The following is a 25346-nucleotide window of genomic DNA, read 5'->3' as shown; positions in this document are numbered from 1 at the left end:
TCACCGCCTCCCGAGCTGGTAACCGACGCTCAGGCCGAGGCCGAGCGCGAGGGTACCCGCGAGAATGTTGAGGTTCATCCGCAGGGCCTGAAGCTGCCGGAGATCCGTCGCCAGCCGCTCGTGGAGCAGCCGTTGCTCGTCGCGGAGTTGCTCGAGGCGCTCCTGCGTCCGCTGCATGAACTGTTGCTCGGTCATGGTCTCACCTCCACTTCGCCGCCCTCGATCGCAGCCTTGTCCTCGGGCCGCACCGGCAGGTGCGGCGGCGTCACGGCGATCTCGATCTGACCCTCGCCGCAGCTCTTGGCGATCTCGGCTGCCGCGATACTGATCCGCCGCAGCGCCTCGTGCATGCGCCGCACCGCGTCGACGCTTCGACCCTCCATGAGCTGGCGCCGCCCGGTGTCGTAGTACGCCTTCGCCTGCGAGAACGCTGCCGTCGCGCGAGCCTTGACCTCGCCCTGGCACAGGGGGGCGTCGAGCATCACCGCGGTCCAGTACAGGAGGACGCGGACGTCCTTGAGGGTCTTCGGCGCCTGGACGAGGTTGTGCTGGAAGTCCCGGACCTTGCGGTACAGATCCGCCAGCATGCGCTCGCTGCGGCCATTCAGGTGGATGAGCGCACCAGCGGCGAGTCGATCGGTCGGGTCCTCGATCGCTACGGTCCCGTCCTCGTCCGGGGCCTCGTGCTGCACTCGGACCCGTCGCAGCGAATAGCCGTCGCCGTCCTGGGCCCGCTCGAGGATCGTGTCGTGGCCGCCGATGTCGTGGATTGCTTCCTCGGGGACGCGCAGCACACCGTCGACTTCCTCGATCTCGGCGACGTCCAGCGCGTCGAGGATGCTGTCCCAAAGGTCACGCATCAGCCGCTGGACGGGCACCGCCTCGATTCTCGACCGGGCGACGACCTCGCCGGCGTCCATCAACTGCTCCGACTCGAGCCAGTTCTGGAGCTCCTCGCCGCTGATCCCCGGGGCGTCTGCGAGCTCGTGGAGAGCGCGGGCGATCTCTTGATAGCCGTCGGTGCGGGCGAGGTTCTTGCTGGACGCCAGGTCGGCGCCGAGGGAGCGGCTCCGCCGCTCCATGACCTCGATGAGGCCCTGGATCGGCGACGGGATCTCGACCTTGTCCTCCGCGTCCCTTTCGCCCTCGCCGGCGCCTTCCTCTTCCTGCCGGGCCTCGAAGGCGGCCCACAGCGCGCGATCGAGGCGCTCCAGGATCACGTCCTGGTCGGCCTGCGAGACGCTGGCGTCGAGCCAGCGGACGTCGTCGACGTTTTCCATGATGATGTCGATCGCGGCCACCGCGTCGTCGGGGTCGTGGCCCTCGGCGTAGACGACGAGGACCCAGCCGTTCGGCCGGGCGCGGAGCTGGGCGAGGCGCCAGCGCGGGTCGGCGTTGAAGGTGTCGAGCGCGATGTCGATGAGCTGCTGCCGAGGCCGCGAGGATGCCGGTGCCGCGTGACGGCCCTGCGCCTTGCTGCCTCTTCCGGCCCCCTTGCGCTTCTCGGCGGCCTTGCGCGCCCGCTCGACGATCGGCAGGTAGCTCTTGCCGCTGGCGATCGCCTCGTCGACCTGGCGCAGATAGTCGAAGTGCTGCTTGCGCGGGAGGCCCAGCGCCTTGATGGCGCCGCGAGCCTCATCGTGGAGGTGAGCGGGGTCGCTAACAGGCGAGGAGCTGGTGCGTGGCGCCCCGGCGTCACCAGCTACATCCGTCGCAGGTTCAAGCTGCTCGCTCGAGATGCGCCCAGGGGCGTCCGCCGCCTCGGCAGTGTCCTTCCGCGGCTTCTCGCTGGAGTTGTAGGTGGCGGCGAAGGACTGCTCGTGTAGCGAGCGGCGGAACGACTCGTCGTCGGAGTAGCGGCGGTAGAGCTCGCCGTGCTTCTCGGGGTCCTCCTCGAACAGCGCGAGCATCACGCGGGCGAGCGCCTGGTCGTGCTCGATGCGCGCGTTCTGCTCGTCGGAGTTCTCGCGCGCGTTGCGGTACGCCGGGTCGTCCAGGAGGCGCGGCACGATGAGCTGCCGCAGGATGTTGCGCTCCTTCGACAGCAGGTCCTGCGGGACCTTGCGACCCCACCAAGCGAGGCCGATGTCCTTCAGGCTGGTAAAACTCTCGCCGCTCGACGGGGCGAGATCGAGGAAGCGCTGCCAGCCGGCGCGCGTCGGCGGGAGGATCGTTGCGTCGCGGAGCTCCGCGCCGCTGGCGATCGCCTGGCCTTCGGCGTCGACCACCGGCACCTTCTCCTCGTGGTACGACTTGGCGAGGCCCTCGGCGATCGCGGCCTCGAAGCGAGGCCACCACTTCTCCAGCCAGGCGTCGCTGGCGCCGCGCCAGCGCAGGTTCTCGAAGCGGCCGTAGCGGAAAACCTCCTCGATTTTTTTCTCGATCGCCGCCCCGGTGCGCGCGTCGTCGTCGTCGGGCCACAGAGGGCCACCGTCGCGCGGGAGCTCGCCGGGGGCGATCGGGGTGCCGTTGAGCGTGCCGGTGTAGGCGATGAGCTGCCAACCCGGCGAGCCCGCGAGGCGCAGGCCGATCCGCTCGCCCTCGTCGGTGCTGACGATCTGGCCGAACTCGTAGAAATCGAGCTGATCGGGTGCGCCGGCGCGGGGCCGGGAGAGCCGCAGGCCCTCGTAGATCGGCGCGCCGCCGTTCTCGGGGATGAGCATGTCGAAGTCGCGGACCGCGTACATCCACGGCGCCCACGGCCACGCGTCGGGGCTGACCTGCTCGAGGTCGGCGAGGCGCTGCTCACCCTCGTCGCGCAGTCGTGCGGCCCGCTCGGCGTCGTGGGTGGTGCGGGCGTCGCGGAAGCGGCCGGCCGCCTGGCGGAGCAGGCGCGCGGCCTCCTTGGCGATCCGGGCGCGCGCCTCCTCGGCCTGGCGCTTCCGCTTCTCTTCCAGGAGCGCGCGCGTCTTCTCCTTGTTGCGCGAGATCATCAGCAGGATGTCCTCGGGCGTGAGCTCCTGCTGCGCAGCGGGGTTGTTGGTGTCGCGGATCTGCGACTTGATCAGCTCGCCGAGCCAGCCGGCCTTGCCGTCGATCAGCGAGAAGCGGTAGCCGTCGGTCGAGCCATCGGCGAAGTAGTAGAAGATCTGGACGGTGCCGAGGGTGTTGCCCTGGCGGACCGCGCGACCGTTGCGCTGCTCGAGATCGGCGGGCGTCCACGGCAGGTCGAGGTGGTGGATCGTGCAGGTCCGGACCTGGAGGTCGACGCCCTCATAGGCGACCGAGTTGGCGATGACCACGTCGTACTTCGGCGCGATCGCGCTGTCGCTCGGGCGAGCGCAGGTGCCGGGCACCGGCGGCTCGGAGGACAGACCGTTGAACTCGCGGGCGATCCGCACGCGGTCGGCGGGCCCCGTTTCCTCGGCGTTGAGGATGGCGATCCGCTCGCGTGGGACTCCATGTTTCACCAGGACCTCCCGCATCCACTGGTGGACCGCGGTCGGCTCGCAGAAGATGATGTGGCCGCAGTGCGGGCTCGCGGCGACCCGCTTCGCGCACTCGGTCAGCTTCGGGCTCTCGTAGACCGGTCGGCCGAGGCGAACGGTGACCTCGACGGGCTCGCCGTCCTGATAGACGCGCTTCTGGACCGTGCCGCCCTCGAGCGCCGTCTTGTAGTTGTAGCCATCCTCGAGCGCCGCGTGCAGGGCGATGAGCGAGAGCCGCGCCAGCAGGCCCAGGATCGCATAGCTCTCGCCAGACTCGGGGTTCGGGTTCTCGAGGATCTGCTCGATCTGCGCGACGTAGCGGGCGTACTTCGCCTCCTGGACCTCGTCCATCTGGATCGTGATCGTCTCGACCAGCGGCCGCGGCAACTTGAGCCCGACCTCGGCCGCGGTGCGGAACTCGCCGTAGGTGAAGATGATGGTGCGCAGGTCGTCGAGATTTTTGAATCCGGTGACGGCGCTCTTCTTCGTGACCTCGAAGGCGGCGTCGAGGACCTCGCGGTACTCGATTTTTAAGAAGCGGTCGATGAACTGCTCGGGGTCGTGGATCCCGGCCTTCGTGAAGGCGGTCGGGTCGATGAACTGGATGAGGTTGTAGAACTCGAGCGGACTGTTCTTCGCCGGGGTCGCAGTGAGCAGGACGATGCCGGCGCCCCCTGTTTGACGGCGGACCGCCGCAGCGCGGAAGTCGAGCTGCCACGCGCGGTCGGAGCCCTCACCGCCGCCGCCCATGAACTTCGGCACGCCGTCCTCGCGGGCCTGCGGCTTGTAGAGGTTCTTGAAGGCGGCGGCCTCGTCGACGACGAGCATGTCGATGCCGAGCTCGTCCCACGCGACGCCGGGGTCGTACTCCCAGTCCGAGGGCAGCGCGAGGATCTCCTCGACCCATGCGCGCACGCCGTGCTCAAGGAGCGCCCGCTCGCGCTCGGACAGCTTGTCGCGCTGCTTGGCGTTCTTGGTCTTCTCCTCGAGGGCGCGCTTGCGCAGGGCGATCGACCGCGAGACGGCCTCGACCTGCTCGATGTAGGTCATCACCGCGTCCTCGCTCATCTTGGTCCGCGCGAGGGCGTCGTAGCTGAGGACGGCGACGTCGGCCTGGCCGGTCTGGAGCGCGATCCACTTCTGCGCGCGCTCCTGCGGGGTGTCGGTGTCGGAGGTGAGCAGGCCCTTGCGCGGGCCGCGGCTGATCCGCTTGCGCTTCGAGCCGATCACGACAACCCGATAGTCGGGCAGCGTGCAGAGGATGTCGTCGTGCCACTTCCACACGAGCGAGGCGGGCACGAGGATCACCGGCCTTCGGACCCAGCCCTCCTGGCGCGCGCGAGCGATGATCGCCAGGGCGGTGTAGGTCTTCCCGACGCCGACGTCGAAGGCGACGAGGCCGCCGCGCTGCGCGAGCACACGGCGCGCCCCGGCGATCTGGTGGGGCTTGAGCTTCGGCGCGTTCGAGCCCCAGCGGACGATGTCGAGGGGCTCCGGCGAGAACGTCGGGACGACGCGCCCGCGAGCGACGCGGTTGTAGGCGTGGACGAGCTGCTCGCGCCGGCCGTCGTCGGCGGCGACCCACGCCTTGAACGACTCGTCCCACTTCTTCGCCAGGGCCATCCGCCGCTCGGCGAGGCTCTGCTTCTTGGCGGCCCGCTCTTCACGGCTGCTCGGCCCGGCGTCCCTGTCCCGTTTCTCTTGCGGCGGCCGGAAGAGCTCGGGATCATGGTTGTAGTAGCCGAGGAAGGCGAGGGTCTCGGGGGAAATCGGCGGGGATTCGGCGTCGGTGTAGTCATGCCCGCGGATCTGCACGAAGCCGTCCTTGCGCTCGAGCTCGACGGCGCCGTATCGGCTGTTGAGGGTCGCGGAGATCCAGCTGGCAACGAGGTCGAGCGGGACATATCCGTGCTGCGGGCTGATGTCGGTGAGGTCATCGAAGACGGCCGGCTTGATGGCGTCGAGCAATCGGCGAACTTGCACCTTGGCCTGCTCGTCGCCTCGCTGGGCCCGCGCGACCGCGCGGTCGTGGCGCTCCCAAAGGTCATTGCCTGTCAGGTAGGCGTCGCTCGGGAACAGTTGATCCCACGCGTCGCCGTCGAGGTTCCACTCGGCGGTGAACAGGGCCTCGAGCGCGGCCTCGGTCGTGAGCGTGCCACCCTGGCGCTGGTGGAAGCCCATGAGCTGCGCGACGGTCAGCGCGCGCTGCTGGCGAAAGAGGGCCTCGGCCTGGGCGACGACGTCGTCCGGCTGACCCGAAAACTTCGGCGCGACCACCGGCGCCTCGCGCAGCGCGCCGACGATGCCGCCGGTCTTCTCGAAGGCGTTGAGGATCTGCTGCGCCGCGGCGAGCTTGCGGCGGCCCTCGGCGAGCTCGCGCAGCGGCTTCGAACGCCAGGGGTTGCCGAAGCTGGCCGCGAAGTCGCGGAGCGTCGTGTGCAGCTCGGGCCAGAGCTGGGCGGCTTTGTCGGCCTCGTCGGCGCCCACGGCCGCGAGGTAGCGGCCGACGCGGCGACCGAGCTCGAGCGCGGGCCGCAGCTCCTCGTCGATGTCGTCCGGGATCCCGTCATCCTCGCGCGCGACGGTTTGGAAGGTGCCGACGTCCTCGCGCGGCACGATCGACGTCAGCACGCAGGCGGTGCAGATCGGTCGCGGCGTGAGCGGCGGCAGGCCCTTGAAGTCGCCCGAGACCTTGTAGCGCCAGCTCCGCGCCATGCCGGCCTCGTCGTCACCCGCGAAGGCGCCGTCCTCCGTGCCGAGAATGTGATCGGGGTGATGCTTGAAGTAGTCGCCGTCGAGGATGAAGTCGTCGGCCTCGTCGACCTCGGTGAGCTCGCCCCCGCGGCTGCGCCAAAACACGACGTCCATCACCACCGAGGCGCCGGGCACCGTCTCGCGGTCCTTGCGATCGTGGCTGGGCAGGCGGAAGGCGCCGAGCAGGTGATGGCGCCGCAGCAGCTTCTCGCGCAGTCCGCGGTTGAGGTTGCCGCTGAGGAAGCCGGCGGGGATCAGGAACACGCCGACGCCGCCGGGGACCAGGAGGTCGAGCGCGCGGCGCATGAAGTAGGCGAAGGCGCGCTTCTCCTTATAAAAATCGTCGGTGTCCTCGCGGGCCATCGCGCCGCGCTCGCCGTAGGGCGGGTTCGAGACGATGAGGCCAAAGGTGCCCTGGTAGCGCGGGCCCTCGTCGCGGACCCACCGCTCGAAGGGCATGGGATAGAGGTCGACGTCCGGCCGCAGCGCGCGGAGCAGCGTCGAGCTGACCTTGGAGAACTCGACGGCGGTCCAGGCGATCTTCTTGATCTGTCCGCCGGCCTCGAGCGCGAGGCAGCGCCGCGGGCTGAAGGCGCGGATCAGCCGCCCGACGCCCGCGCTGGGCTCGAGGGCCCGGACGATGCCGTCGTTGCCGGCGAGCTCGGGCAGCAGCGGGCACAGGGTCTCGGCGATCGCCTCGGTGATCGCAGACGGAGTGTAGTACTCGTGGATCAGCCCGAAGGACTCGGGGACGAGCTCGGGCGGGAGCATCTTCTTGACGCCCTCGATCGACAGGCCGCCCCAGCCCGAGTATTGCGCGAGAGCCTGGAGATCCTCGGTCGTGAGCTCGCCTGGCTCTTTGGACAGCACGAGGCGCATGGCCCGGAGGTTCGCCTCGGTGCGCCACGATTTGTCGCGCAGGTCGGCCGGCGTCTCGATCTCGGGTGGCGGCGCCGTCGAGGTGCCGGCGGCCCGGGCGCGGGCCCAGAGGGCCTTGGCGTACCGCTCGAAGCGGGCAGCATCAGCGATGCCATCGCGGAGCTGCTTCACCCGTGCCTGCGCGTCCGCGACGTCGGCGCGGATCCTCGCGCCGCTGTCCTCGTGGCCCGGGTAGAAGTGCAGGCCGCCCTGGGCGTCGAGCGCGACGGCGACGGAGCCCGCGGAGAGGATCGCCAGCGAGGGCCGGCGCAGGAGCAGCGGGACAGCGTCCCAGCCGGCCTGGCGGAGGAGGATCGCATCGGCACGCAGCTCGGCGTAGTCGAGGCCCAGCGCGCCCGCGGCCTCCTGCCCGGCGGCGCTGTTGTCACGCGCGAGCATCTTGTCCATGCGCTTCATGACGCGCTTGACCACCGCGGCGTCGGGCTCCTGGTCCCGCGCCCGCTCACGTGCGACGAGCCGCGTGTAGGCCGCCCACTCGTCGACCGTCTTCGGCGGGTGGCCGCGCTTGATCCGGCGCAGCATCATCGCGCGGTCGACCACCGCCTCGAGCGCAGGGCGGTTGCGGCGAATGAATCCGTCGATGTACTCGGGCGAGTAGCTCGGCGGCAGATCAGCGCGCCAGCGAGGCAAGAGCTTGTTGAGAACCTCGGCCGGCGTCATGACGACTGCTCCTCGTGGTCGTGGTGGTGGCCGTGCTTCAGGCGACACGGGGCGCAGCCGCAGGTCTTGCCGCAACCGCAACCCGCCTTCGCCGGCGGCTCCCCGGGCCAGGTGTCGAAGGTGCCGGCGGGCTCGAGGAGGCCCTGCGACAGCCACGCGGCGCGCTGCGCCTTGAGGCTGGCTCCTCCCTGGGCCGACAGCTCGTAGAGGGCGCCGCGCTGGCGCGGGAGCTCGGGGCGGTCCTCGACGCGGGCGCACTGGACCGCCCCGTCGTCGACGATGACGCGCCAGCCATCTTGGTGCGCGACGACCTCGTGCGTTCTGGAGAGGTTGAGGACGGCCTGGCTGTCGACGTAGCGCCGGCCGCCGATCTTGTAGATCGAACCTGGCTGATAAGACATGTCAGTCATCATCGTCCTCGTCGAGCACACCGTCGAGCTTGCTGGCGAAGCTATTCATCAGCTCCTCGTCGCGCTCCGCGTCGGTCTTTGGCGCGGGCTCCTCCGCGGTCGGCTCCTCCTTCGGAGCGGGTTCCGCGGGCTCGGGCTTCTCCTCGGCCTTCGGCGTCGGCTTGCGGCGCGTGGGCTTCTGGCGCGCGGGCTTCTCCTGCTCCGGCGCGGCTTCTGCTGGCGTCGTCATTTCTTCGTCCTCCTCCTGGCTCCTTCCGCTCGGCACCGGGCAGGCGTGCGCGATCTGGTCCGCCGTGATGGACTCGCCGCCGGACTGCGGCCAGCCTTCGTTGTGGCGCTTCTGGGCTTCCGTCTGAGCCGGCCGCAGCTTCCCGAAGCAGCCGAGGTGTTTGGCGCTGAAGCCCTTAACCTCGTAGAACAGGGCCCATTGCGAGTCCTTGGCGTATAGGACCTTGAACACGCCCACGCCCGAGGCAGCGGTGAAGCCCTCGTACCCGTGATCCGTGGTCGGCTCCCACTCGAGCGGCAAGCGGCGGTCCTTTCGCGGCGGAGGAGTCTGGTTGGCGCGGGCCTGCTTCGCGTCGGGCTTGGCCTTCGGTGCGGCGGCGGCCTCGGCCCTCGGCTTGGCGTCCGCCTTCGCCCGCGGCCTGGTATCGGCGTTGGCTTTGGACGCAGCGTCCTCGCTGCGCTTGGCTTCGGTCTTGACCCGTCTGGGCTCGGTCTTCGGCTTCGCCGGCGTCCCGGCGTCGGCCGCGGTCGCCCGCTGAGGGCGCGTGTTCGCGGCGCGCTCCCGCTTGTCCGTCCGGGCCGGCTCACACTTGACGCGGCCGTTCGCGTCCTGCTCGATCACGACGGTCTCGCCGGAGTCGCTCTCGAGGGTCACCTTGACGTGTTGAACTCCCCACTTCACATCTCACCTTCCTATCGTGTATTGGCCCGACTCTTCGCCACGCCGACCGCCACGGCGATCGTGGTGGCGAGCGCGGCGCCGCCGAGTACTGCGGGGCCGAGCCACCTGGGGCCGCCGCGGTGTCGCTCGGGTGCCGGGTCGAATGGCAGGCCGCCTTGCAGCCGCAGGGGCCGCTCTGGCGCCGGTGCCTGCGGATCGAGGGGCTCAGCGCCGGCCGAGCCGCGGATGTTGAGCTTGACGGCCCCGCGCTGGATCGCGTTGGTCGGCACACCGGCCTCTTTGAGGGCGTTCGCGTACTCGGGGTCGACCTCGCGAGCGGTCTCGTACTCGACGAGCATCCGCGACGGGTGCTTGAGCAGGCGCTTGCGCATCTCGATGCAGTGCGCGCGCAGCGACTCGTCGCGGAAGGCGGCATAGGCCGGCTTGTCGCCCACGGCCTCGGGGCGGACATACGCGCAGTCGAGGCTGCGCGAGAGCCGGCGCCGCTGGAGCTGCGCGACGGCCCGGACGGCAGGGAGCACGATGGCATCGTCGGCCCGCTTGAACTGGGAGAGCAGCAACTCGGCCGGGGGCCAGGGGAAGCAAACGAAGCCGTCGCCGCGGGTCTGGGCGTACAACGGCGGCGCGATGTACTCGTTCGTCCTCGGATCGCGCGACCATTTGTTCGGGAGGTAGCCGCTCTGCGTAGTCGGCTTGCCCTTGGCCACGCGGTCGCTGTACATGCAGAGCGTCCGCGACTTCGGTGTCGCCAGGGTGCCGTCCTTGAAGGTGGCGCGGGTGACCAGCGGGACGGTGGTGCCGTCGGTCGCCTCGGCACGCAGGGCGCCGGAGGCCGAGGCGCCGAGGCGCCACTCGCCGTGGACCTCGCGCGCGAGGTAGCCGAGCAGCCAGTCGCCGTGGCCCTGGTCGAGCACCGAGGTGTAGAGCGCGGTGAACCAGTCGCGCCACAGTTTCTCGAGCGCGGCGCAGTCGACCTTGTAGGTGTCGGGGCCGCCGGCGGCGATCTGCTGCCAGGTGGTGCCCGCGAGCTGCTGTAGCGAGGGGTAGAAGTCGCCCGTCTGCGTGAAGTCGCCGTAGAGGTGGATCAGGGTGCCGTCGTTGTAGTAGCGCAGCGCCGAGTCGGGAGGCTGCGGGCGGCCGCGGTACTGGAGGATGCCGGCGACGCGGAAAGTGCCCGGGAGGCAGCCGTAGGCGCCGTTCCACGCGACGGACTTGCCCGAGAACGGCGCGAGGACCTGGCCGATGATGTTGCCGTCTTCGTCCACGCCGTCGGCGAGGGACCACGGCTTCGGCTCTGTCGGGGGGGAGAAGGTTCCCGTCCAGTCAGATCCCGAGGCTTCCAGCCTGATGAAAGAGCGTACCCAGTCCTGATCGAGCGCCTCGTTGTAACGCCGCCATGGAAGGACGGCACGACGCTCCGGCGGGACCTGGGGGTCGATCAGGTCCTTGAATATGGGGGCAATAGCCTTGCCGATGCCGACAACGATCCCCGCGATCCATCCCACGACAGGGACGGCGGTAATCGCGTCCAGCGCGAGGTCCACGGCCATGTTTGCGATCGCCCCGACGAGCTGTTCGGGGTCTGTCGTGAGTGGGAAGGGGATCTCGGCGAGGATACCGGCGATAGCGTCCGTTCGCTTGTCGATCCAGGACACCTTCGACCACACGTCCGCGAGCAGATCGCCGGCAAGGGTCGCCTTCTGCTTCCACACCATCTGCGTGGCTTGATTCCAGGCCTCCGCTCCAGCCTGGGTGATGAGAGCCTGCTCGACGGAGCGCAGGCCGTCTCCGCTCGCGCGGCTTAAGAGTGCCTTGAACGCATCATCCGCGTAGGCATCCGCGCCAGGGAACGGGCTGACGAATAGCTCTGGGACGCGATCGAATAGTCGGCTGTTCGGGTTGACGAGCATCGCTAATCATCTCTGGCAGCACACCACATCCCATTGATCCAGCACTCCATGGGCGTGGCGAGGGTTTCGGGGCAAGAGCTGTCCGGCCCACAAAGGATCTGACACTGCCCAGCGACGCATTCGTGCGTCCATCCGTCGACAGGCTGGCAGTCATCATTGTTGGCGCAAACTTCTTCGCAGTACCCCTTCCAGCACGTGAGGCCCTCGGCGCAGCCGTCCGGGGTGCCAACGCTCGAACCTTCGATGCACGGGTCGCCGAACTCGCCGGGGGTGTTTGGGGGCGCTTCGTCCTTGCAGCCGGCGCTGGTGATGAGGGTGAACAGGAACGCGGAGAGGATGATGGTGCTGATGCGCATGAACCCAGGGTAGTCCAGCGCGGTTCCGCCCGTCGAGCCTTCGGGACAGCGTTCAGCCGGCACGGGCCACCTCCTCGACGTGCCGGCGCAGGCACGGGTCGGTCGAGCTCTCGGCGATGCGCTGCACGTCGGAGGGCAGCGCGATCAGGGCGCGAAGTGCCGCTCGGCGCAACGCGAAGAAGCAGGCGAAGCGCCGCAGCACGTAGTTGTAGGCCGGGGCGGTGATTCGTCCGCGGGGGCCGCTCAGGCCCTCGAGGTGCAGGCTGCCCTGATGGACATACAGGAAGCCCGCGCGGCGATAGAGCTGCCCAGGCACTGCGCGGCCCGACTGATAGACCGGCAGGCGAGCCACGAGCGGCGCGGTGTGGGCGGTGAAGTGCTCGTAGATCGCGGCGACCTGGCGGGCGTCCTGGCGGAGGTTGCCGGCGGGATCGAGTTGCCGCGCCATGGCTCGCATGCCGGTGAGCGCTGGCGAGGCGTTGGCCGAGGTCCAGCGCGCGCCGATGGGGGGACCGTCGAGCCGCGAACTGTACACCCACGGGAAGGTGCCGAGGTGCAGCACGAGCGGCGTGGTCCAGCCGCACGTGCTCTCGGCCCGCGGCGGCGGGCCGCTCCAGCCGTCGCCGAAGTAGCCTGGCGCGGTGTCGGGGTAGAACGCGCGGCGGAGCTGACCGCCGTCGTCGTAGCAGGCGCCGGCGGCGAGGGTCGTCGGGTCGGCGGACACGCGCCACAGCTCGCTGCGCGCCTCGCCGGCGGTGAGCAGTTGCGCGAGTACAGCCTCTTGGGTGCGCGCATGGCTGTCGCTCAGGCCAGGTCGCTGCCGGCGGAGCCACCGCGCGAACGCGTCGAGGCCGGCCTGGTTGGTGGCGCTCACACGATCGCTGATGACGCGGAGCGGGGCGAGCGTCGCCTCGAGCTCCTGCGAGAAGCCGAGCAGCTCGGCGATCGCCTGCCACTCGATGCGATACCAGGCATGCACGTCCATCGGCGAGCGCAGGTCGAAGTCGCCGACGAGGTCGGCGAGGCTCTTGATGCCCTCGCCATAGCAGTTGAGGTCGAAGGTCATGCGAGCTCCTTGGGCAGCGCGCCGACCAGGCCGGCGAACACGGCGAGCACGCCGGGCCAGGCCGAGGCGTCGAGCTTCGGCGGGATCGTCGTCGCGTCGGTGAGGTCGACGTTGAGCGCGACCGCGTCGGTGAGGAAGCGAACGCGGACGTCGTGGTACTTCGTTCCGCCGCGCCCGCTGCCGAGCAGTGACGGGTTGGCCCAGCCGACTTTGATGTCGGCGATGTCGTCGATCCGGTAGTTCTTGAGGATTCGCTGCATGTACACCGCGGCGCCGAAGGCCGCGGCGCGCGGCTGGAAGAGCAGCTCGGGCGAAGCGTTGAGCAGCGGCGCCTGCTTGCCGACCTCGGGCACGCCCGTCCACAGGAAGTACGGGGCGAGCAGTCCGAAGAGGCCGCCGCTGCCGAAGTTCGCGGCTGCTTCCCCGTAGCGCAGCGGCGGATTGCGCTCCTTGTTGTTGTCGTAGGCGCGGCGCGAGCTGTCGCGCTCGTCCTGCTCGCCCGTCGCGTTGCCGTTGTGGGCGGTGGTGACGAAGCGAGACTCGCGGTAGGCGATCACCGCGAACACGCGGGACGAGCCCGGGATCTTCGCAACCTCCTCCATCAACATGAAGAGCGGCCGGAGGTCGACGGGCGTCTCGCCCCAGTTGGTCGAGAGGTCGCCCTTGACGTCGCGGGCGCGCGGCAGCGGCGGCAGCTCGACGGCTGGCGGCGGAGCGTCCTGCTCGGGCGCGGAAGGCGGGAGGCTCGCCGCGCTCGCCCGCCGGCTGTAGAGGAGCGCGCCGCCGACGCCCACGACCCCGAGCGCCGTGCCCAAGGTGATCCAGACCCGGCTCATCGCTCCGCCTCCAGTCGCGAGAGCATGTCCTCGAGCTCGCGGCGGCTTCGGCTCTGGCCGATCGAGTAGACGGCCACCCCAGCCGCGACGGCGACCGCCGCCCCCGCGGCGATCACGGCCGGGCGGCGCCAGGTGATCGTGGCGGGCACCGCCGGCGTCTGGGGCGTGGGCACGTTGTCGGACGGCGCCCCGCCGCTCGGCGCACTCGGCGCGACGTTCGGCGCAGGCGCCTCGCCGCCGCCTGTGTCCTTCGGGACCTGTCCCGAAGTGGTGCCCAGCATGCTGGTCCAGCCCAGCGGCCCGATCGCCTTCTTGAGCGTCTGCGTATCCCAGGCGTCGAGGGCCATGTGCAGCGGCACCCACTCCTCGGCCCCCGGCGCGCCCGGGTCAGGAAGTCGATTGCCGGAATCGATGTCGGCCGAGTCCGCCTGGCCGCGGATCAGCACGAGCAGCGCGGGCGCCATGAGCGGCCGCTGCACCGCGACGACGACCCCGAGGCTCCCGCCCCCCCCGCCGCCGCGCGGCGCCATCGCTTGCACGGCCGACCATGGCCAGGCGCTCGTCGGCATCTTCTGCACGCGCGCCATGAACTCGGCGCGCGCCGCGTCGGTGGCGTCGTCGTAGGCCGCCTTGATCAGCAACTTGACGTCCTCCTCACGCAGCTGGCGTTCGGGCCCCTTGAGGGTGCGCTCGGCCGCCGACAGCTCGATGAGGCGGGCGACGCGATGTCGATCGATGATGGCCATGGGGATGCTCCTTGACGAATGAGTCGTGGTGCCTCGAATCAGTCGGCGACCCAGGTCCACTGCTCGCCGTTGTTCATGATGATCCCGCTGCGTTGGATCATCTGCGCGATGACGCCGCCCGCGAACGAATCACCCGCCGCGGCGTGCAGCGTGGGGATGCCGGGGCCCCTCCGCGTGACCGTGAGGACGGCGTCGAGCGGCACGATCACGCGCGGCGGGAGGGTGACGTTGCCGGGGTTGGCGCTGTCGTAGATCACGTGCATCGTGCCGAGCCATCCCGGCAGGGTGAGGTCGGCTTCGATCCGCAACGTGCGGACGCCCGTGTCGCGCGAGCGGCTCAGGCCGTCGGACCACTCGTACAGGCGCGAGCCGAGCTCGTTGACGCCGCCGATGCTCTCGACGAGCAGCTCGAGCTTGACGAGCCCCTGCGGCGGCGTGAATACACGGATCTTGTCGCTCGGGCGGACGAGCGTGAGGCGCATGTTGTCCGCGCTGGGGGTGTACCTCGCCCGGACATGGGTCGGCTCACCGGTCTGGACCTCGATGAAAGTCTGCGGGGCGATCGGCGCCACGGTCAGGACGGACGCGTGCAGGACGTAGGGGTCGCCGGCGGGGACCTGCCCCCAGAGTCCGGCGGGGAGAATGCCCGCGGGGGCCGTCAGCTCGGCCTCGTTCCAGCCCTCGACGAGCCGGAAGGTCGGCGCCTGCGTGACGGGCGTCTGCCCGTCGAAGCCGCCGCGGATGATCAGCTTGATCTTGTTCATCGCCGGCTCCTACTTGCCGCCCCCGCCGCTGCACCCGCGCTGGCACGAACGCCCCGCGGCGCACCCGGAGCAGCACTTGACCGCGCTCGCGTGCTCGACGTGCAGGCGGATGTTCTCGATCTGGTTGGCGTTACCGAGGTGGGTGATGCGAACGCGCAGACGGTTGTTGCCGCCGATGCAGCAGTGCTCGCCCATTGCCAGCGGGATCGGCAGCTTGCCCTCGCCGATCACGGTATTGTCGTTGTTGTAGATTTCGCTGCCGTACTGGAGCGCGTCGAGCGGCTCGGCGTCGACGAACCACTCGATCCTGATGTCGTCGTGGTTGTTGGCGTTGTTGGCGAGCCTGTAGCGCAGCACGTAGCAGCCGGTGGCCCAGGGCGGGTGCGCGGGCTGGGTGAGCACGACCGACGAGCCCGGGGCGACCGGAATCTGGCCCTCGACGACCTGGTCGATGTTGGTGCGGCCGCCGCGGTAGAAGCGGGCCACCGTGATCGGCGCGTAGAGCAGGTTCTCGCAGCCGACCTTCGGCGTGCCGAGCCCGCACGCGGGCAGTTCGCCGCCAGCGGCGGGCAGCATCCCCGGGATGCCCGAGATGCCCCTGCCGTCGAGTCGCTTCATGATCTGGTCGGCGAGGTAGTTCAGATTCTCTTCCGTGTTCGAATCCATTGTGTCTCCTGATTTTGCGTGAGCGATCCTGGCCCCCGGCCGATGGGCGAGGGCACGTTGAATGTCGAGAAGTTCAGATCAGGCGCGCTTGATGCCGAGCAACTCGGCGAGGCCCTGTGGGCCGGAGGCCTGCGAGGTCGGGTCGACTTCTGCTGTGACAGCCGTCGAGGCGCGCGTGCCGGCCATCAGCTCCATGAACGCCCGATCGACGTCACTGGGCGTGGCGCGGCGAGGCGTCGGCGCCGGGTTCGCCGGCGGCGTGGCGGCGCTGGGGCTGGCCTGCAGAGACCACGTCAGGACAAGGACGTGGTCCTGCTCGAGGTCGACGCCCTGGACCGCCTCGAGGGGAACCTCGATCTTGTACTCGAGGCCGGCATCGTCGACGGCGTGAACGAGCGCGCGGCCGGAGTGCCCCCTCAGGATGCGCCGCACCGGCGCGAAGATGGGCCTCGTCACGGCCTGGCCTCCGCCTTCGGCGCGAGCATCGAGTAGATGATGGCGCCGGTGATGTACGAGAGGCCGCCGGCCGCGAGCATCGAGCGGCCCGAGAGGCTGATCGGCAGCGCCATGCCGGCGACCGTCGGCACGGCGCCGAGGGCGGTCACGGGCGGCACGCCGCCCACCATCGCGTTGTCGACGGCCTTCTGCGACAGGGCACCCGTGATCGCGCCGAGGGCGGCGCTCGCCGCGACCATGACGACCTCGTGGATCCGGCCTTGACGCATCGCGGTGACGTATCGAGCCGCCTCCGTGTCGGTGTCGGCGCGGCGGATCGTCTGCGCGGTGCCGAGGTCGCGGCCCTTGTAATAGTCGGCGACGGCGGCGCGCACCGTCGTGCCGATCGAGCCCTCGGCCTGGGCGAGGAGCTGTCCTGCGGACAAGGTTGTTCTCTGGGCCATCTTCCGTTCCTTCCTAGTTCTCGCCGGTGAATGTCTTGAAGAGCCCGCCGATGAAGTCCATGACGGTGATGCGATCGCCGGAACCCGCCCGCGCTCCCGATCGGGCGGTCGACAGGGCGATCACGTCCTCGAGCTGCACGGCCTTGACGCTCCGGCCGAGCAGGTCGACGTCGGCGAGGCTCTTGCCCGTCAACTCCCGCTGCCGCGCTGCCTCGTCGGCGAACTGCCGCTCGCGCTCGAGCCACATCTCGCTGAACCGCCGGGCGCAGTCCTGCATGTCGCGGAGCGTCTGGACGTGGCCCTGGCGCAGGTCGTCAAAAGCCCGTTGCAGGGTCTCCGTGTAGTCCCTCAGCTTCTCGGGCTCGGGCGGGGGGACCGGGGCGACCTGGACCGCCGGCGATGGAGCTGTCTCGGAGGCCAGAGCGAATCGAATCGCCACTCGCACCTCGTCCGGAACGAGCTCGCCGTCGATGTAGATGCCGGCGTCGGGCAGTAGGCCGAGCCAGGCGCATAGGGCTCCGACGATCTGGCGCTCCTCGATGTCCAGATCGGTGATGAAATCACCGCGCGCTGTAGTGACAACCATCCGCCGTATCAATCCCATGCCTCCGTGACGGGTGCAGACAAGCCGATCATTCAGCGATGTGCAAGTGGATGAGTCGAAATTATTTTCGACCACTGAACAGATTGTGACAGTGCGAGAGTGCGCGGCGCTGCATCGAGCAGGCTGCTCGCTGGGCCAAAAGTCCCCGATAGGTTCGAGCATCGGTCCCCGATAGGTTCGGACGTCGGTCCCCGAAAAGGGCCTGGATGGGTCTCCGGCAGGGCCCGCAGCGGCTCCGCCAGGACCGCGTCCACCCGGGCTGTCGGCGGGCTTCGGCGAGTAGACACCAACTGGCGTTGAGGGCCCAACTGCAGTTGGTGCAGGAAACTCCTGTCGGCGGCGGTCTTGCCGGCTCCCAATTGGCGGGACACAGAGCCCTGCTGTGCTAGCGTTCGCGCCGCGGGGGATTGTGGGCGAGGCGGCGGAGTCCGATGAGTGGCTCATCGACCAGGCGGTGGCGGAGTACCAGGCGTACTGCGCGGGCGAGCTACGGCCCTCCGTCAAGACCCGAGAATTTCCCAGCGGCGAATTGCAGTTCTGCGGTCGACTCGAGGACCGCTCGCGCTGGACCATCTCTTATGTCCACACTGCCGAGCGGGCGGTCGTGCCGCTGGCGGTCGGGGACTTCGGGCACGTGTTCGGGGTCCTCTCGCGGCTCGACCAGGCAGACGCGCGGTTCGAGGACCCGCGCCTGTTCCCGCCGCCGTCCGCGCGGGTCGGTGGTGCTCGATATCGATTCCTTCCGGCGCAGGGCTGCTCGCTGGTGGGCGTGGTGCAGCTCGGCAAGGCGGCGGTGCTGCTATCAGCGCTCGGGGAGCGGATCGCGGTGGTCTATGTCGAGGGCAGGTCGCGGGTGGTGCTGGACGTCAAGTCGCCGCTCGGGCTCGGCGAAGTCGATGTCGATCGAATGCTCCGCTTCCACCGCCCGCGCAGTGCGAGCGCGATGGTGCGCTGTGGCGGCGACACGGCCGAGAGCCTGGCCGAGGTCCCGGTCGAGCCGTCGCCCGCGATCCAGGCGCACCACATCCGGATCGTGCGCGGCTCGCCGATCGATGTAGGAAGGGGGCCGTCGATCTCGGAGGTGCTGCGGAGCTGCTTCGAGGACATCGCACGTCGGGCCGAGGCGCTGAAGCAGCCCGGCCAGAAGCTCAAGGGCAAGACAAAGCTGCGCGCGGTGCTCGGCGCGCTGCTGCGGCTTGCCCTCAGCAACTGCCCCAACCTCGTGGGGCTGAGCGGCAAGATCCTCGCGGAGATCAAGGAGCGCGCCCCGTGGTTCGAGGTCAGGATCGAGACGTTCGCGGACGTGCTCAACCTGCTGCGCAGGGCGAAGACATGCCTCGTCGCGCGCGACAAGAAGGAACGGACGTGGCGCATCAACCTGGAGGGGCTGGCCGATCCGCGGTCAGCGTTGCACGTCCGGCTGTGCAAGGAGACGACGGGGCGCCTGCGGCTCCACGAGGCCGCGGCGAACCAGCGGGGGGCTCCGGGCGAGTCCGGGCCGACCGGCGGTCCCGGACCGCGAGAACGACCTGAGGCCGACAGCCAGGTGGCGTCGAACTCGTGGCTCAGGGATCTTCTGGGCAGGCAGAGCAGGAGCACTGCCGAGCAGACGACAGGCAAGTCCGAAGGCGCTGCTGACGCCAGTGTCGGGGTCGGAGCCGCCGAGCAGGCCGCAAGATGGTCGACCGCCGGCGCAGCCACTTCGGGCGGCGGTGCCGCGGACGAGGTGATCGGCGGAGCTGCGCGCAACGCTGCGCCACCTGACCCGAGGGACAGCGAGCCACGCCCGAGTGCCAACGCTGCCGAGTCCATGACAGCCGACTCGCGCACCATCGAGGAGCCGGCCACGGCGGCGCTTGGCCAGATCGGCGGGGCTTCTCTGGTGATGCTCCTCGCCGCGATGTTTGCAGTCGCTCAGGTCCGACGCGAGGCCGAGGAAGTCCGAACGGCGGAGCAGGCAGTGTGGGAGGCCCAGCGCCGCGCGCTGACCGGCCAGCTCGACGCCTTCGCTCAGGAGCGGACCCAACTCGTCGTCCTTCTGCATCAGCTCGCCGGGCTTACTGTCGAACCAGCCCCACGCCACGCGCCGATCGAGCAAGATACTGCGGCAACGGACGAGCCGTTGGTGTTGGCGCCTGACGCGGGAGACCGGCCCGATCGGCCGCGTCCCCTCGGCGAGATCTCGTCGATCCCAGCACCAACTGCTACCAATCAAGTAGGCCAGCAGGGGTCGCTCCCCGCGCATCCTTCTCGGGTCGACGAGCAGGCATCGCTCGAGCACGAGGATTCGTCAGAACAGGTCGGAGCCGACCAACACCCGACTTTCAGCATCGACCCGGCGCCGAGCGCGACGACCGGCACGCCGCAGGCATCGTCCCGACCGCGCCTCGACGTCCCCGGCGTGCCCGTGTTCGACGATCAGTTCATCGGCGGCGCAGGCCCAGCGGCTTCCGCGTGCCCTATCGGCCGCGGTTTGCTGGGCCCGCGCGGCCCGCCCGGCGCGAAGTGGCGAGAGCCCAGCCGCTCGAGGTCGTCGGAGTGGTGCGCCGCGAGGCCGTCGCGGGGCGTCAACCTGCGGCATCAAGCGGCCGGGCTGGGCCGGTCGACGAAGGACCCCAGGCCAACGACTTTATCTGCACGAGACCAGGTCGGCGCGGTAGAAGGTCGTCATGCCTCAGCTTGTCCTCGAAGACTTCAACCTCGCAGCCGCCGAGCGGCGCCTCTGCCTCGCGGCGCTCGATCAAGGCGGCAACATCGTCAATGCGGCCAAGCTCCTCGGGATCACGCGGCACGCCCTGAAGCGCCGGATCATCAAGCTCCGCATCACCTGGCCGCAGCCGGCTTCTCAGGTCCCGGTCTCCGCACCGTCGATCTCGCCGAGCGCGTAGTCAGCCCCGGCGCCGAGGTGTCGCGCGAGGGCGCAGACCCGAATTGCCGCGGGCGAGGGCCGAAGGGCGCAGGGCGACCACATGGTGCGCCGCTGTCGTCGGAGACGCCCGGGAGACCTTTAGTAAGGATCGGAATTCACGTCCACCGTCGCGGCAGACTCGCCTTGCTGCTGACCCATTCCGTGACCAGGCGTAGCAATGAAGTAAACTTCGTCTCCGAAGGGGAGCCCGGACGCGTCGAGCGTGTAGTGAGCATCGGACTGAGCATTGCCCCCTGGTCGCTTGCGCCTCGCGCGCCGTCGCGGCCGCCGATCCTTGTGACGCCGGCCGGTCTGTGATACGCGTGGCTCGATGTCGCCTGACGAGTTCCTGGCGCAGTACAAGCGCCGCTGCTTGGAGGGCGTCGTGGCGCTGCTGCGGGAGTCCGGCGACGTCACTCTCGCCGACCTGCGCGACCTGCTCACGGCAGCCCCGGAGCTGCGCCGGATGACGCTCACCGAGCTCTTCGAGGCGCCCTCGACCCTGGCGAGGCCAGCGCCGGCGCCGCTGTCGGCCGCGGCGAAGGTTTCGGCGTACCTCTTGGACCAGGCGACGACCGCGGGCCGGCGCGAACGCGGTGGCCTCCTGGTGCGGGTGCCGAGCCTCACGAAGATCGCCGAGCAGGTCGGCGCCAGGGATGACAGCGTTGCGCTCACGGTCTCCCTCCTCGAGCGGCGCGGCCTCATCGCTGTTCGTCCACGGCGGATCCTCGTGCGGGACCGTCGAGGTCTCGCGCTGCTCGCCGGGCGACCGCTCCCTCGTTCGAGGCCCCGCCGAACGTGAAGAAGTTTTGGGATCCGCATGCAGGGATGATTATGGCAAGTTGGTCGCGATGGCTTCCGCGGACACCGACAGCCCTCCCGTTTTCGGAGACCACGAGGAACACCCGCTCGTCGTGCAATTCGCCGCGTGGATGACCGGCTCACAGGAAGCCGGCGCCGCTGCGCGTCGCGCGGCCGGCCCCGTGGTCACGGACTTGACGATGCGGCTCGCGGCGCTGGTGCGCTTCTTCATGAAGCACCGGGGCCGCCACTCGGACATCGACGAGGCGCTCGGACGCTACGATCCGACGGCCGTCCTCGACCTCGACCACCCGCTGCTCCGCGGCGACGTGCGCCGGCTGTATGTGCTCCAGCGCGAGCTCCAGCGGACCTGCCTGACCAGCACGCTGCTCAACGTGCCCGCCGGTCCGCGCGCCGCGTTCGTGCTGACCGAAATCCTCGGGCTGCCGTTCGAGCAGGCGGCGCAGACCTTCACCAGCGTCGAGGCCGCTCGAACCAACTATCAGCGCTCGCTGCGAGAGCTTGAGGCCTACCTCGCGCCCATGTGCGAGCACATCAACCCTCGCAACGGGTGTCACTGTTCGAGGCGGCTCGCCGGGGCGCTCGAGCGCGGCTTCGTCGGCTGGACCGAGCGCAGCGACCTCACCGACGACTCGCCGCTGGAGAGCCAGGGGCACCGGAATGTCTGTGACCTGTTCGCCTCGTTGCCGGCGCCCCCGTGATCCAGGAGCACGACATGGCGTTCCGTCCGGACATCTCCTTCCCGCCGATCGACCCACTCGACGTCTCGCCGCTGCTGGCGGAGCCCATCGACGACGAGGGCGTCACGCCCCTGCCGCAAGGTCTCTTCGCGGACCGCTACGAGGTGATCCGCGATCTCGGAGCTGGCGGCATGGGGATCGTTCATCTCGCCTACGATCGACGGGCCTGCCGCAACGTGGCGCTCAAGCGGATCCGCCGCAGCTTCGCGGGCAGCGCCGAGCGCTTCCGGCGAGAGTACCGCGCGCTGGCGGCGATCCGGCACCGGGGTGTCCCGGCGATCCACGACATCGGCGAGACGGCGACCGGCGAGCCCTACTTCACGATGGAGGTCATCAGCGGTGAGACGATCCGCGCCCACCTGCGCCGTGGTCCGATCGAACCGCTACGGGCGCTCGCGCTGGCGATCGACCTCGCTCGCGTGCTGACGGCGGTCCATGAGGTCGGCGTCATCCACCGGGACGTGAAGCCCGACAACGTCATCATCGAGGCCGGCGATCGCGTGCGTCTGATCGACTTCGGCGCGGCGCTGCTGACCGAGGACTATTACAGCCAGCCGCACCTGCGCGATCCCACCGACGTGCGCAAGCGATGGCGGACGCGAGAGAGCGAGTTCATCGGCGCCGCCGCCTACACGTGTCCGCTCTGGCTCAACGAGGGCAAGGTCTCGCCGCAGACGGACGTCTTCTCGGTCTGCGTCCTGCTCTACGAGATGATCACGGGCCGCGTCCTGTATTCGCGGGAGACCTACCAACACCGGGAGATCCGCCCGGAGGAGTTCGCGCCCGAGCTCGCGCCGCTGGTGGCGGAGTTGCGGCGCGGAGCGTCGATGATCGGGGCGGAGCGTCACCGGACGATGGATGACCTGGTCCGGTCGCTCGAGATCGTGCGCTCGGATCTGTCGGCCCGCGCGACGCGGCCCTCGCCCCGCTGGTGGATGAGCGCGGTCGCGGCGGCGTCGGCGGGATCCTTCGTGCTCGGGGCTGTCGCGGCCGGGTCCGTGCTGCTCAGCATGCCCGCGTCGACGCCGCCTGCTGGGACGGTCGAGGTTTTGCCGTCGCGCGACGCGCCGCTTGATCCCTCGATCGATGCGGTACGCGACGTCGACCCGGGTCCTGTGGCACGGCCGCCGCGCACAAGCGACGCGCCTCCCGCCGCGGCGCTCACGCCGGCCAGCACCGACACGCAGATCTCAACGAGCACGCCTCAACGCGACCCGTCCCCCGTGAGCTCCAGTGGAGCGCCTCACCCAGCCGGGGGGCGGCGTCCGGCCGCTTCCTGGGAGATTCGCATGCGTCGCGCGGAGGCCCACGCGCGCCGGTGCATGGAGAAGTCGGGCGCGACGATCAAGCCGCTGGTCGTCACACTCTCGGCCGGGGAGCTGCCGAGCGTGCGTGGCGTGGCCTCGGGGTCCGACGCGTCGCGGTGCGTCCGCGAGGCGCTGGAGCGCTTCGGCCTGGCGGTGAGCAGCGGCCAACGCCAACACACCTTCTTCGCAGCCCCGTAGGAGCCGACGATGACCCTCCACCTCGCCCTCGTCCTGTCGATGCTCGCCCCACCGTCTGAAGAAGCCGCACGGGCGGCCTTCAATGCCGGCGAGCTCGAGCGTGCGCTGGAGCTGTACCTCGAGCGCGCGAAGGATCCCGACGTTCACCCGCCCGACGCCCTCGCGGGCGCCCATGACTGCCTGCGCGCGCTCCACCGCGAGACCCAGGACATCGAACACCTCTGCCGCGCCCTCGACCTCGCGCGCACCGTCCGTGCCCGTGACGTCTTCGTGGATGATGATGAGCGGGCGTTCTGGGCCGAGCTCGAAGCCCAGGACGCTGCGCTCGCGGGCGACGCCTGTCCCGCTTCACCGCTCCCCGACGCGACGCCCGAGGATTCGCAGTCGGGCACAAAGGCGTCCGGAGAGGATGTTTCCGTGACGGCGGCCATCGACGGCGAGAGCGTGGCCGCGCCGGAGAACAAAACTGAAGGCCCTGCACCGCTCCCTGTCCTGAAGGACAGTCCACGACCGCGACGCCCCCAGGGCCGGCTCATCGGCGGTTCGGTCCTCTCCGCGGTTGGCGTCGGTCTCCTCGGCGGCATGGCGGGCGCGCTGGCCAACCGCGAGCGAGCCGATGCGACGATCGCCACCATCACCGCCAACGCGATCGCCGAGGACCGCGACTTCACGCCGGCGGAGCGGGCCGCCGTGCATGAGGCCGATCGCCGGTACACCCGCCTCGACGCGACCTGGCCCGCGCTGTTAGCTGCCGGAAGTGTAAGCTTGATTACAGGACTGGCCGTCATGCTCGCGCCGAACCGCCAAGCCTCACGTATCCGGGCCCGCGCAGGTGGTGCGGGCCTCGTATACTCATTCTGAGTTACCCACCGGCTGGCGCCGACCCGCGGGGATGAAACGGCCCTGGAACCCTCGCGGGAGGCCGATGGCGGGCTTGGCGCGGATTCGCACACTGGGTTAGCTTTGCCGCGAATGCCGGCAAAGAGGTCGTTCACGCACTGGCGCAGGGTGAGCCCGTTTCTGAGTTGGACCGGAGGGCCCGTGAGCACCCTTGTTTGCGAGCAGCGGGTCCTGGGACTCGCTGGAGCGCGTTTGAGAGACTTCGAGTTAGGGGCCCTCGCGCCGGCGTTCTTCACGGAGGAACGTCATGGAAGTGATGTACGGGACGTGCGCGGGCATGGATGTCCACAAGGACAGCATCGTCGCCTGCGTGCGGTGCATGAAGGGCAACAAGGTCGACCGGGAGGTTCGAACCTTCGGCACGAGCACTTCGGAGTTGATCGGGCTGGGCGATTGGCTCGAGGACCGCGGCTGCGTCATCGCAGTGATGGAGGCGACGGGCGTGTACTGGAAGCCCGTCTGGGCCGTGCTCACGGGCCGTGTCGAGCTGGTGCTGGCGAACGCGCACGAAGTCCGCAACGTGCCCGGGCGCAAGACCGACATGAACGACGCGATGTGGCTCGCGGACTTGATCGCACACGGGCTCGTGCGCGCGAGCTTCGTGCCACCCGAGCCGATCGCGGATCTGCGGGACTTGACCCGGACGCGGAAGCAGCTCTCGCGCGAGGTCGTCGAGCACACGCAGCGGATCCAGAAGGTGCTGGAGACCTGCAACATCAAGCTCGCGTCGGTCGCCTCCAACATCCTCGGGAAGAGCGGGCGGGCGATGCTCGAGGCGATGGTCGCCGGCGAGAGCGACCCGGAGAAGCTCGCGGGGCTTGCTCGTGGGACGCTGAAGGCCAAGCGCGGCAAGCTCATGGAGGCGCTCCACGGCCGCGTGCGCGACCATCACCGGATGCTCATCTCGACGCATCTCCGGCTCATCGACGCCCTGCAGGCGTCGATCGCCGATGTCGAGAAGCGGATCGAGGCCGAGCTCCGCCCTTTTTCTGAAGCCGTCGAACTGCTCCAGACGATCCCTGGAGTCGGAACGACGGCCGCGCAGGCCATCATCGCGGAGGTCGGCGTCGATATGAACCGCTTCCGCTCGGCCGGTCACCTGCGCTCCTGGGCAGGTCTGTGTCCACGCATGGACGAGAGCGCCGGCAAGCGCCGCTCCAACCGCATGCGCAAGGGCAACGCGTGGCTCAAGACGATGCTTATCCAGTGTGCCTGGTCGAGCATCCGCGGGGAGGGCTATCTCCGGGCGCTCTTCCTCCGCGTCCGAGCGCGGCAAGGCAAGAAGAAGGCGATCGGAGCCGTTGCCGCGGCGATCCTCACCGCAGTCCACGGGATCCTCCGCGACCACGAGCCCTACCGCGACCTCGGTGCCGAGCACTTCAACCGCAACGACCGCCAGCGCACCGCATCACGACTCGCGCGCCGCATCCGCAGCCTCGGCTACGAAGTCGAGATGCGCCCGGCGGCCTGATCGTCCGCGCCCCGCAGGCCTGGGCCCCGCGACGAGAAGACGTCCTGCGAAC

20 protein-coding genes are annotated in these 25346 nt (G+C 69.7%); 6 read left to right on the top strand and 14 right to left on the bottom strand.

Translation table 11 applies throughout. The features are described from left to right. The 14 genes from NAEX_RS06120 to NAEX_RS06050 form a co-directional block, all read right to left on the bottom strand. Positions 1-195, bottom strand: coding sequence for a hypothetical protein (locus tag NAEX_RS06120; protein WP_096326575.1), 195 nt, complete (start codon positions 193-195; stop codon positions 1-3). Next, positions 192-7781, bottom strand: coding sequence for an SNF2-related protein (locus NAEX_RS06115; protein ID WP_096326574.1), 7590 nt, complete (start codon positions 7779-7781; stop codon positions 192-194). Before NAEX_RS06115 ends, NAEX_RS06120 begins: the two co-directional genes overlap by 4 nt. Further along, positions 7778-8182 carry a hypothetical protein gene (locus NAEX_RS06110; protein WP_096326573.1) on the bottom strand — a complete coding sequence of 135 codons (405 nt, stop codon included), beginning with the start codon at positions 8180-8182 and terminating at the stop codon, positions 7778-7780. The genes NAEX_RS06115 and NAEX_RS06110 overlap by 4 nt, the downstream gene beginning before the upstream one ends. Position 8183: 1 nt before the next feature. Next, on the bottom strand, positions 8184-9074 hold the full coding sequence (locus tag NAEX_RS06105; RefSeq protein ID WP_100793546.1) for a hypothetical protein: 891 nt from the start codon (positions 9072-9074) through the stop codon (positions 8184-8186). 38 nt (positions 9075-9112) lie between these two features. After that, positions 9113-11011 carry a hypothetical protein gene (locus NAEX_RS06100; protein ID WP_143141476.1) on the bottom strand — a complete coding sequence of 633 codons (1899 nt, stop codon included), beginning with the start codon at positions 11009-11011 and terminating at the stop codon, positions 9113-9115. A gap of 2 nt (positions 11012-11013) precedes the next feature. Beyond that, positions 11014-11367 (bottom strand): hypothetical protein, encoded by a 354-nt coding sequence (locus NAEX_RS06090; protein ID WP_096326569.1) that lies wholly within the window; start codon positions 11365-11367, stop codon positions 11014-11016. A 52-nt stretch (positions 11368-11419) separates the two neighbouring features. After that, the gene (locus tag NAEX_RS06085) at positions 11420-12433 is read right to left on the bottom strand and encodes a hypothetical protein (protein WP_096326568.1); all 1014 of its coding nucleotides are present in this window, start codon (positions 12431-12433) and stop codon (positions 11420-11422) included. Continuing rightward, complete coding sequence (locus tag NAEX_RS06080) at positions 12430-13269, bottom strand: hypothetical protein (protein WP_096326567.1); 840 nt, start codon at positions 13267-13269, stop codon at positions 12430-12432. The genes NAEX_RS06085 and NAEX_RS06080 overlap by 4 nt, the downstream gene beginning before the upstream one ends. Further along, positions 13266-14015 carry a hypothetical protein gene (locus tag NAEX_RS06075; RefSeq protein WP_096326566.1) on the bottom strand — a complete coding sequence of 250 codons (750 nt, stop codon included), beginning with the start codon at positions 14013-14015 and terminating at the stop codon, positions 13266-13268. Before NAEX_RS06075 ends, NAEX_RS06080 begins: the two co-directional genes overlap by 4 nt. A gap of 38 nt (positions 14016-14053) precedes the next feature. Beyond that, positions 14054-14779 carry a hypothetical protein gene (locus tag NAEX_RS06070; protein WP_096326565.1) on the bottom strand — a complete coding sequence of 242 codons (726 nt, stop codon included), beginning with the start codon at positions 14777-14779 and terminating at the stop codon, positions 14054-14056. Positions 14780-14788: 9 nt separating this feature from the next. After that, a complete protein-coding gene (locus NAEX_RS06065) occupies positions 14789-15445 on the bottom strand; it encodes a hypothetical protein (protein ID WP_096326564.1) in 657 nt (218 codons plus the stop codon). A gap of 78 nt (positions 15446-15523) precedes the next feature. Further along, positions 15524-15877 (bottom strand): hypothetical protein, encoded by a 354-nt coding sequence (locus tag NAEX_RS06060; RefSeq protein WP_143141475.1) that lies wholly within the window; start codon positions 15875-15877, stop codon positions 15524-15526. A gap of 20 nt (positions 15878-15897) precedes the next feature. After that, the gene (locus NAEX_RS06055; protein WP_143141474.1) at positions 15898-16344 is read right to left on the bottom strand and encodes a hypothetical protein; all 447 of its coding nucleotides are present in this window, start codon (positions 16342-16344) and stop codon (positions 15898-15900) included. 13 nt (positions 16345-16357) lie between these two features. Then, positions 16358-17023, bottom strand: coding sequence for a hypothetical protein (locus tag NAEX_RS06050; RefSeq protein WP_143825524.1), 666 nt, complete (start codon positions 17021-17023; stop codon positions 16358-16360). A gap of 307 nt (positions 17024-17330) precedes the next feature. Here NAEX_RS06050 and NAEX_RS54875 point away from each other — a divergent pair, with 307 nt between their 5' ends. From NAEX_RS54875 to NAEX_RS06015, 6 genes are all read left to right on the top strand, one after another. Continuing rightward, positions 17331-20174 carry a hypothetical protein gene (locus tag NAEX_RS54875; protein ID WP_245913624.1) on the top strand — a complete coding sequence of 948 codons (2844 nt, stop codon included), beginning with the start codon at positions 17331-17333 and terminating at the stop codon, positions 20172-20174. 67 nt (positions 20175-20241) lie between these two features. Then, positions 20242-20658: a helix-turn-helix domain-containing protein gene (locus NAEX_RS06035; protein WP_143141471.1), complete on the top strand. Its 417-nt coding sequence runs from the start codon at positions 20242-20244 to the stop codon at positions 20656-20658. 181 nt (positions 20659-20839) lie between these two features. Next, positions 20840-21379, top strand: coding sequence for an RNA polymerase sigma factor (locus NAEX_RS06030; protein WP_143141470.1), 540 nt, complete (start codon positions 20840-20842; stop codon positions 21377-21379). 143 nt (positions 21380-21522) lie between these two features. Next, positions 21523-22923: a serine/threonine-protein kinase gene (locus NAEX_RS06025; RefSeq protein WP_170135499.1), complete on the top strand. Its 1401-nt coding sequence runs from the start codon at positions 21523-21525 to the stop codon at positions 22921-22923. Between the two features lie 9 nt (positions 22924-22932). Continuing rightward, complete coding sequence (locus NAEX_RS06020) at positions 22933-23784, top strand: hypothetical protein (protein ID WP_096326555.1); 852 nt, start codon at positions 22933-22935, stop codon at positions 23782-23784. Between the two features lie 286 nt (positions 23785-24070). Next, complete coding sequence (locus NAEX_RS06015) at positions 24071-25294, top strand: IS110 family RNA-guided transposase (RefSeq protein WP_096326511.1); 1224 nt, start codon at positions 24071-24073, stop codon at positions 25292-25294. Positions 25295-25346: the final 52 nt, after the last annotated feature.

Source organism: Nannocystis exedens (genome assembly GCF_002343915.1).
Taxonomy (GTDB): domain Bacteria; phylum Myxococcota_A; class Polyangia; order Nannocystales; family Nannocystaceae; genus Nannocystis; species Nannocystis exedens.
Note: the sequence above shows the minus strand (reverse complement) of the source record. Positions and strands in the feature narration are given on the sequence as shown.

Coding starts and splice junctions, on each gene's coding strand:
- NAEX_RS06120 (WP_096326575.1), bottom strand. CDS start 195: ATGACCGAGCAACAGTTCATGCAGCGGACGCAGGAGCGCCTCGAGCAA.
- NAEX_RS06115 (WP_096326574.1), bottom strand. CDS start 7,781: ATGACGCCGGCCGAGGTTCTCAACAAGCTCTTGCCTCGCTGGCGCGCT.
- NAEX_RS06110 (WP_096326573.1), bottom strand. CDS start 8,182: ATGTCTTATCAGCCAGGTTCGATCTACAAGATCGGCGGCCGGCGCTAC.
- NAEX_RS06100 (WP_143141476.1), bottom strand. CDS start 11,011: ATGCTCGTCAACCCGAACAGCCGACTATTCGATCGCGTCCCAGAGCTA.
- NAEX_RS06090 (WP_096326569.1), bottom strand. CDS start 11,367: ATGCGCATCAGCACCATCATCCTCTCCGCGTTCCTGTTCACCCTCATC.
- NAEX_RS06085 (WP_096326568.1), bottom strand. CDS start 12,433: ATGACCTTCGACCTCAACTGCTATGGCGAGGGCATCAAGAGCCTCGCC.
- NAEX_RS06080 (WP_096326567.1), bottom strand. CDS start 13,269: ATGAGCCGGGTCTGGATCACCTTGGGCACGGCGCTCGGGGTCGTGGGC.
- NAEX_RS06075 (WP_096326566.1), bottom strand. CDS start 14,015: ATGGCCATCATCGATCGACATCGCGTCGCCCGCCTCATCGAGCTGTCG.
- NAEX_RS06070 (WP_096326565.1), bottom strand. CDS start 14,779: ATGAACAAGATCAAGCTGATCATCCGCGGCGGCTTCGACGGGCAGACG.
- NAEX_RS06065 (WP_096326564.1), bottom strand. CDS start 15,445: ATGGATTCGAACACGGAAGAGAATCTGAACTACCTCGCCGACCAGATC.
- NAEX_RS06055 (WP_143141474.1), bottom strand. CDS start 16,344: ATGGCCCAGAGAACAACCTTGTCCGCAGGACAGCTCCTCGCCCAGGCC.
- NAEX_RS06020 (WP_096326555.1), top strand. CDS start 22,933: ATGACCCTCCACCTCGCCCTCGTCCTGTCGATGCTCGCCCCACCGTCT.
- NAEX_RS06015 (WP_096326511.1), top strand. CDS start 24,071: ATGGAAGTGATGTACGGGACGTGCGCGGGCATGGATGTCCACAAGGAC.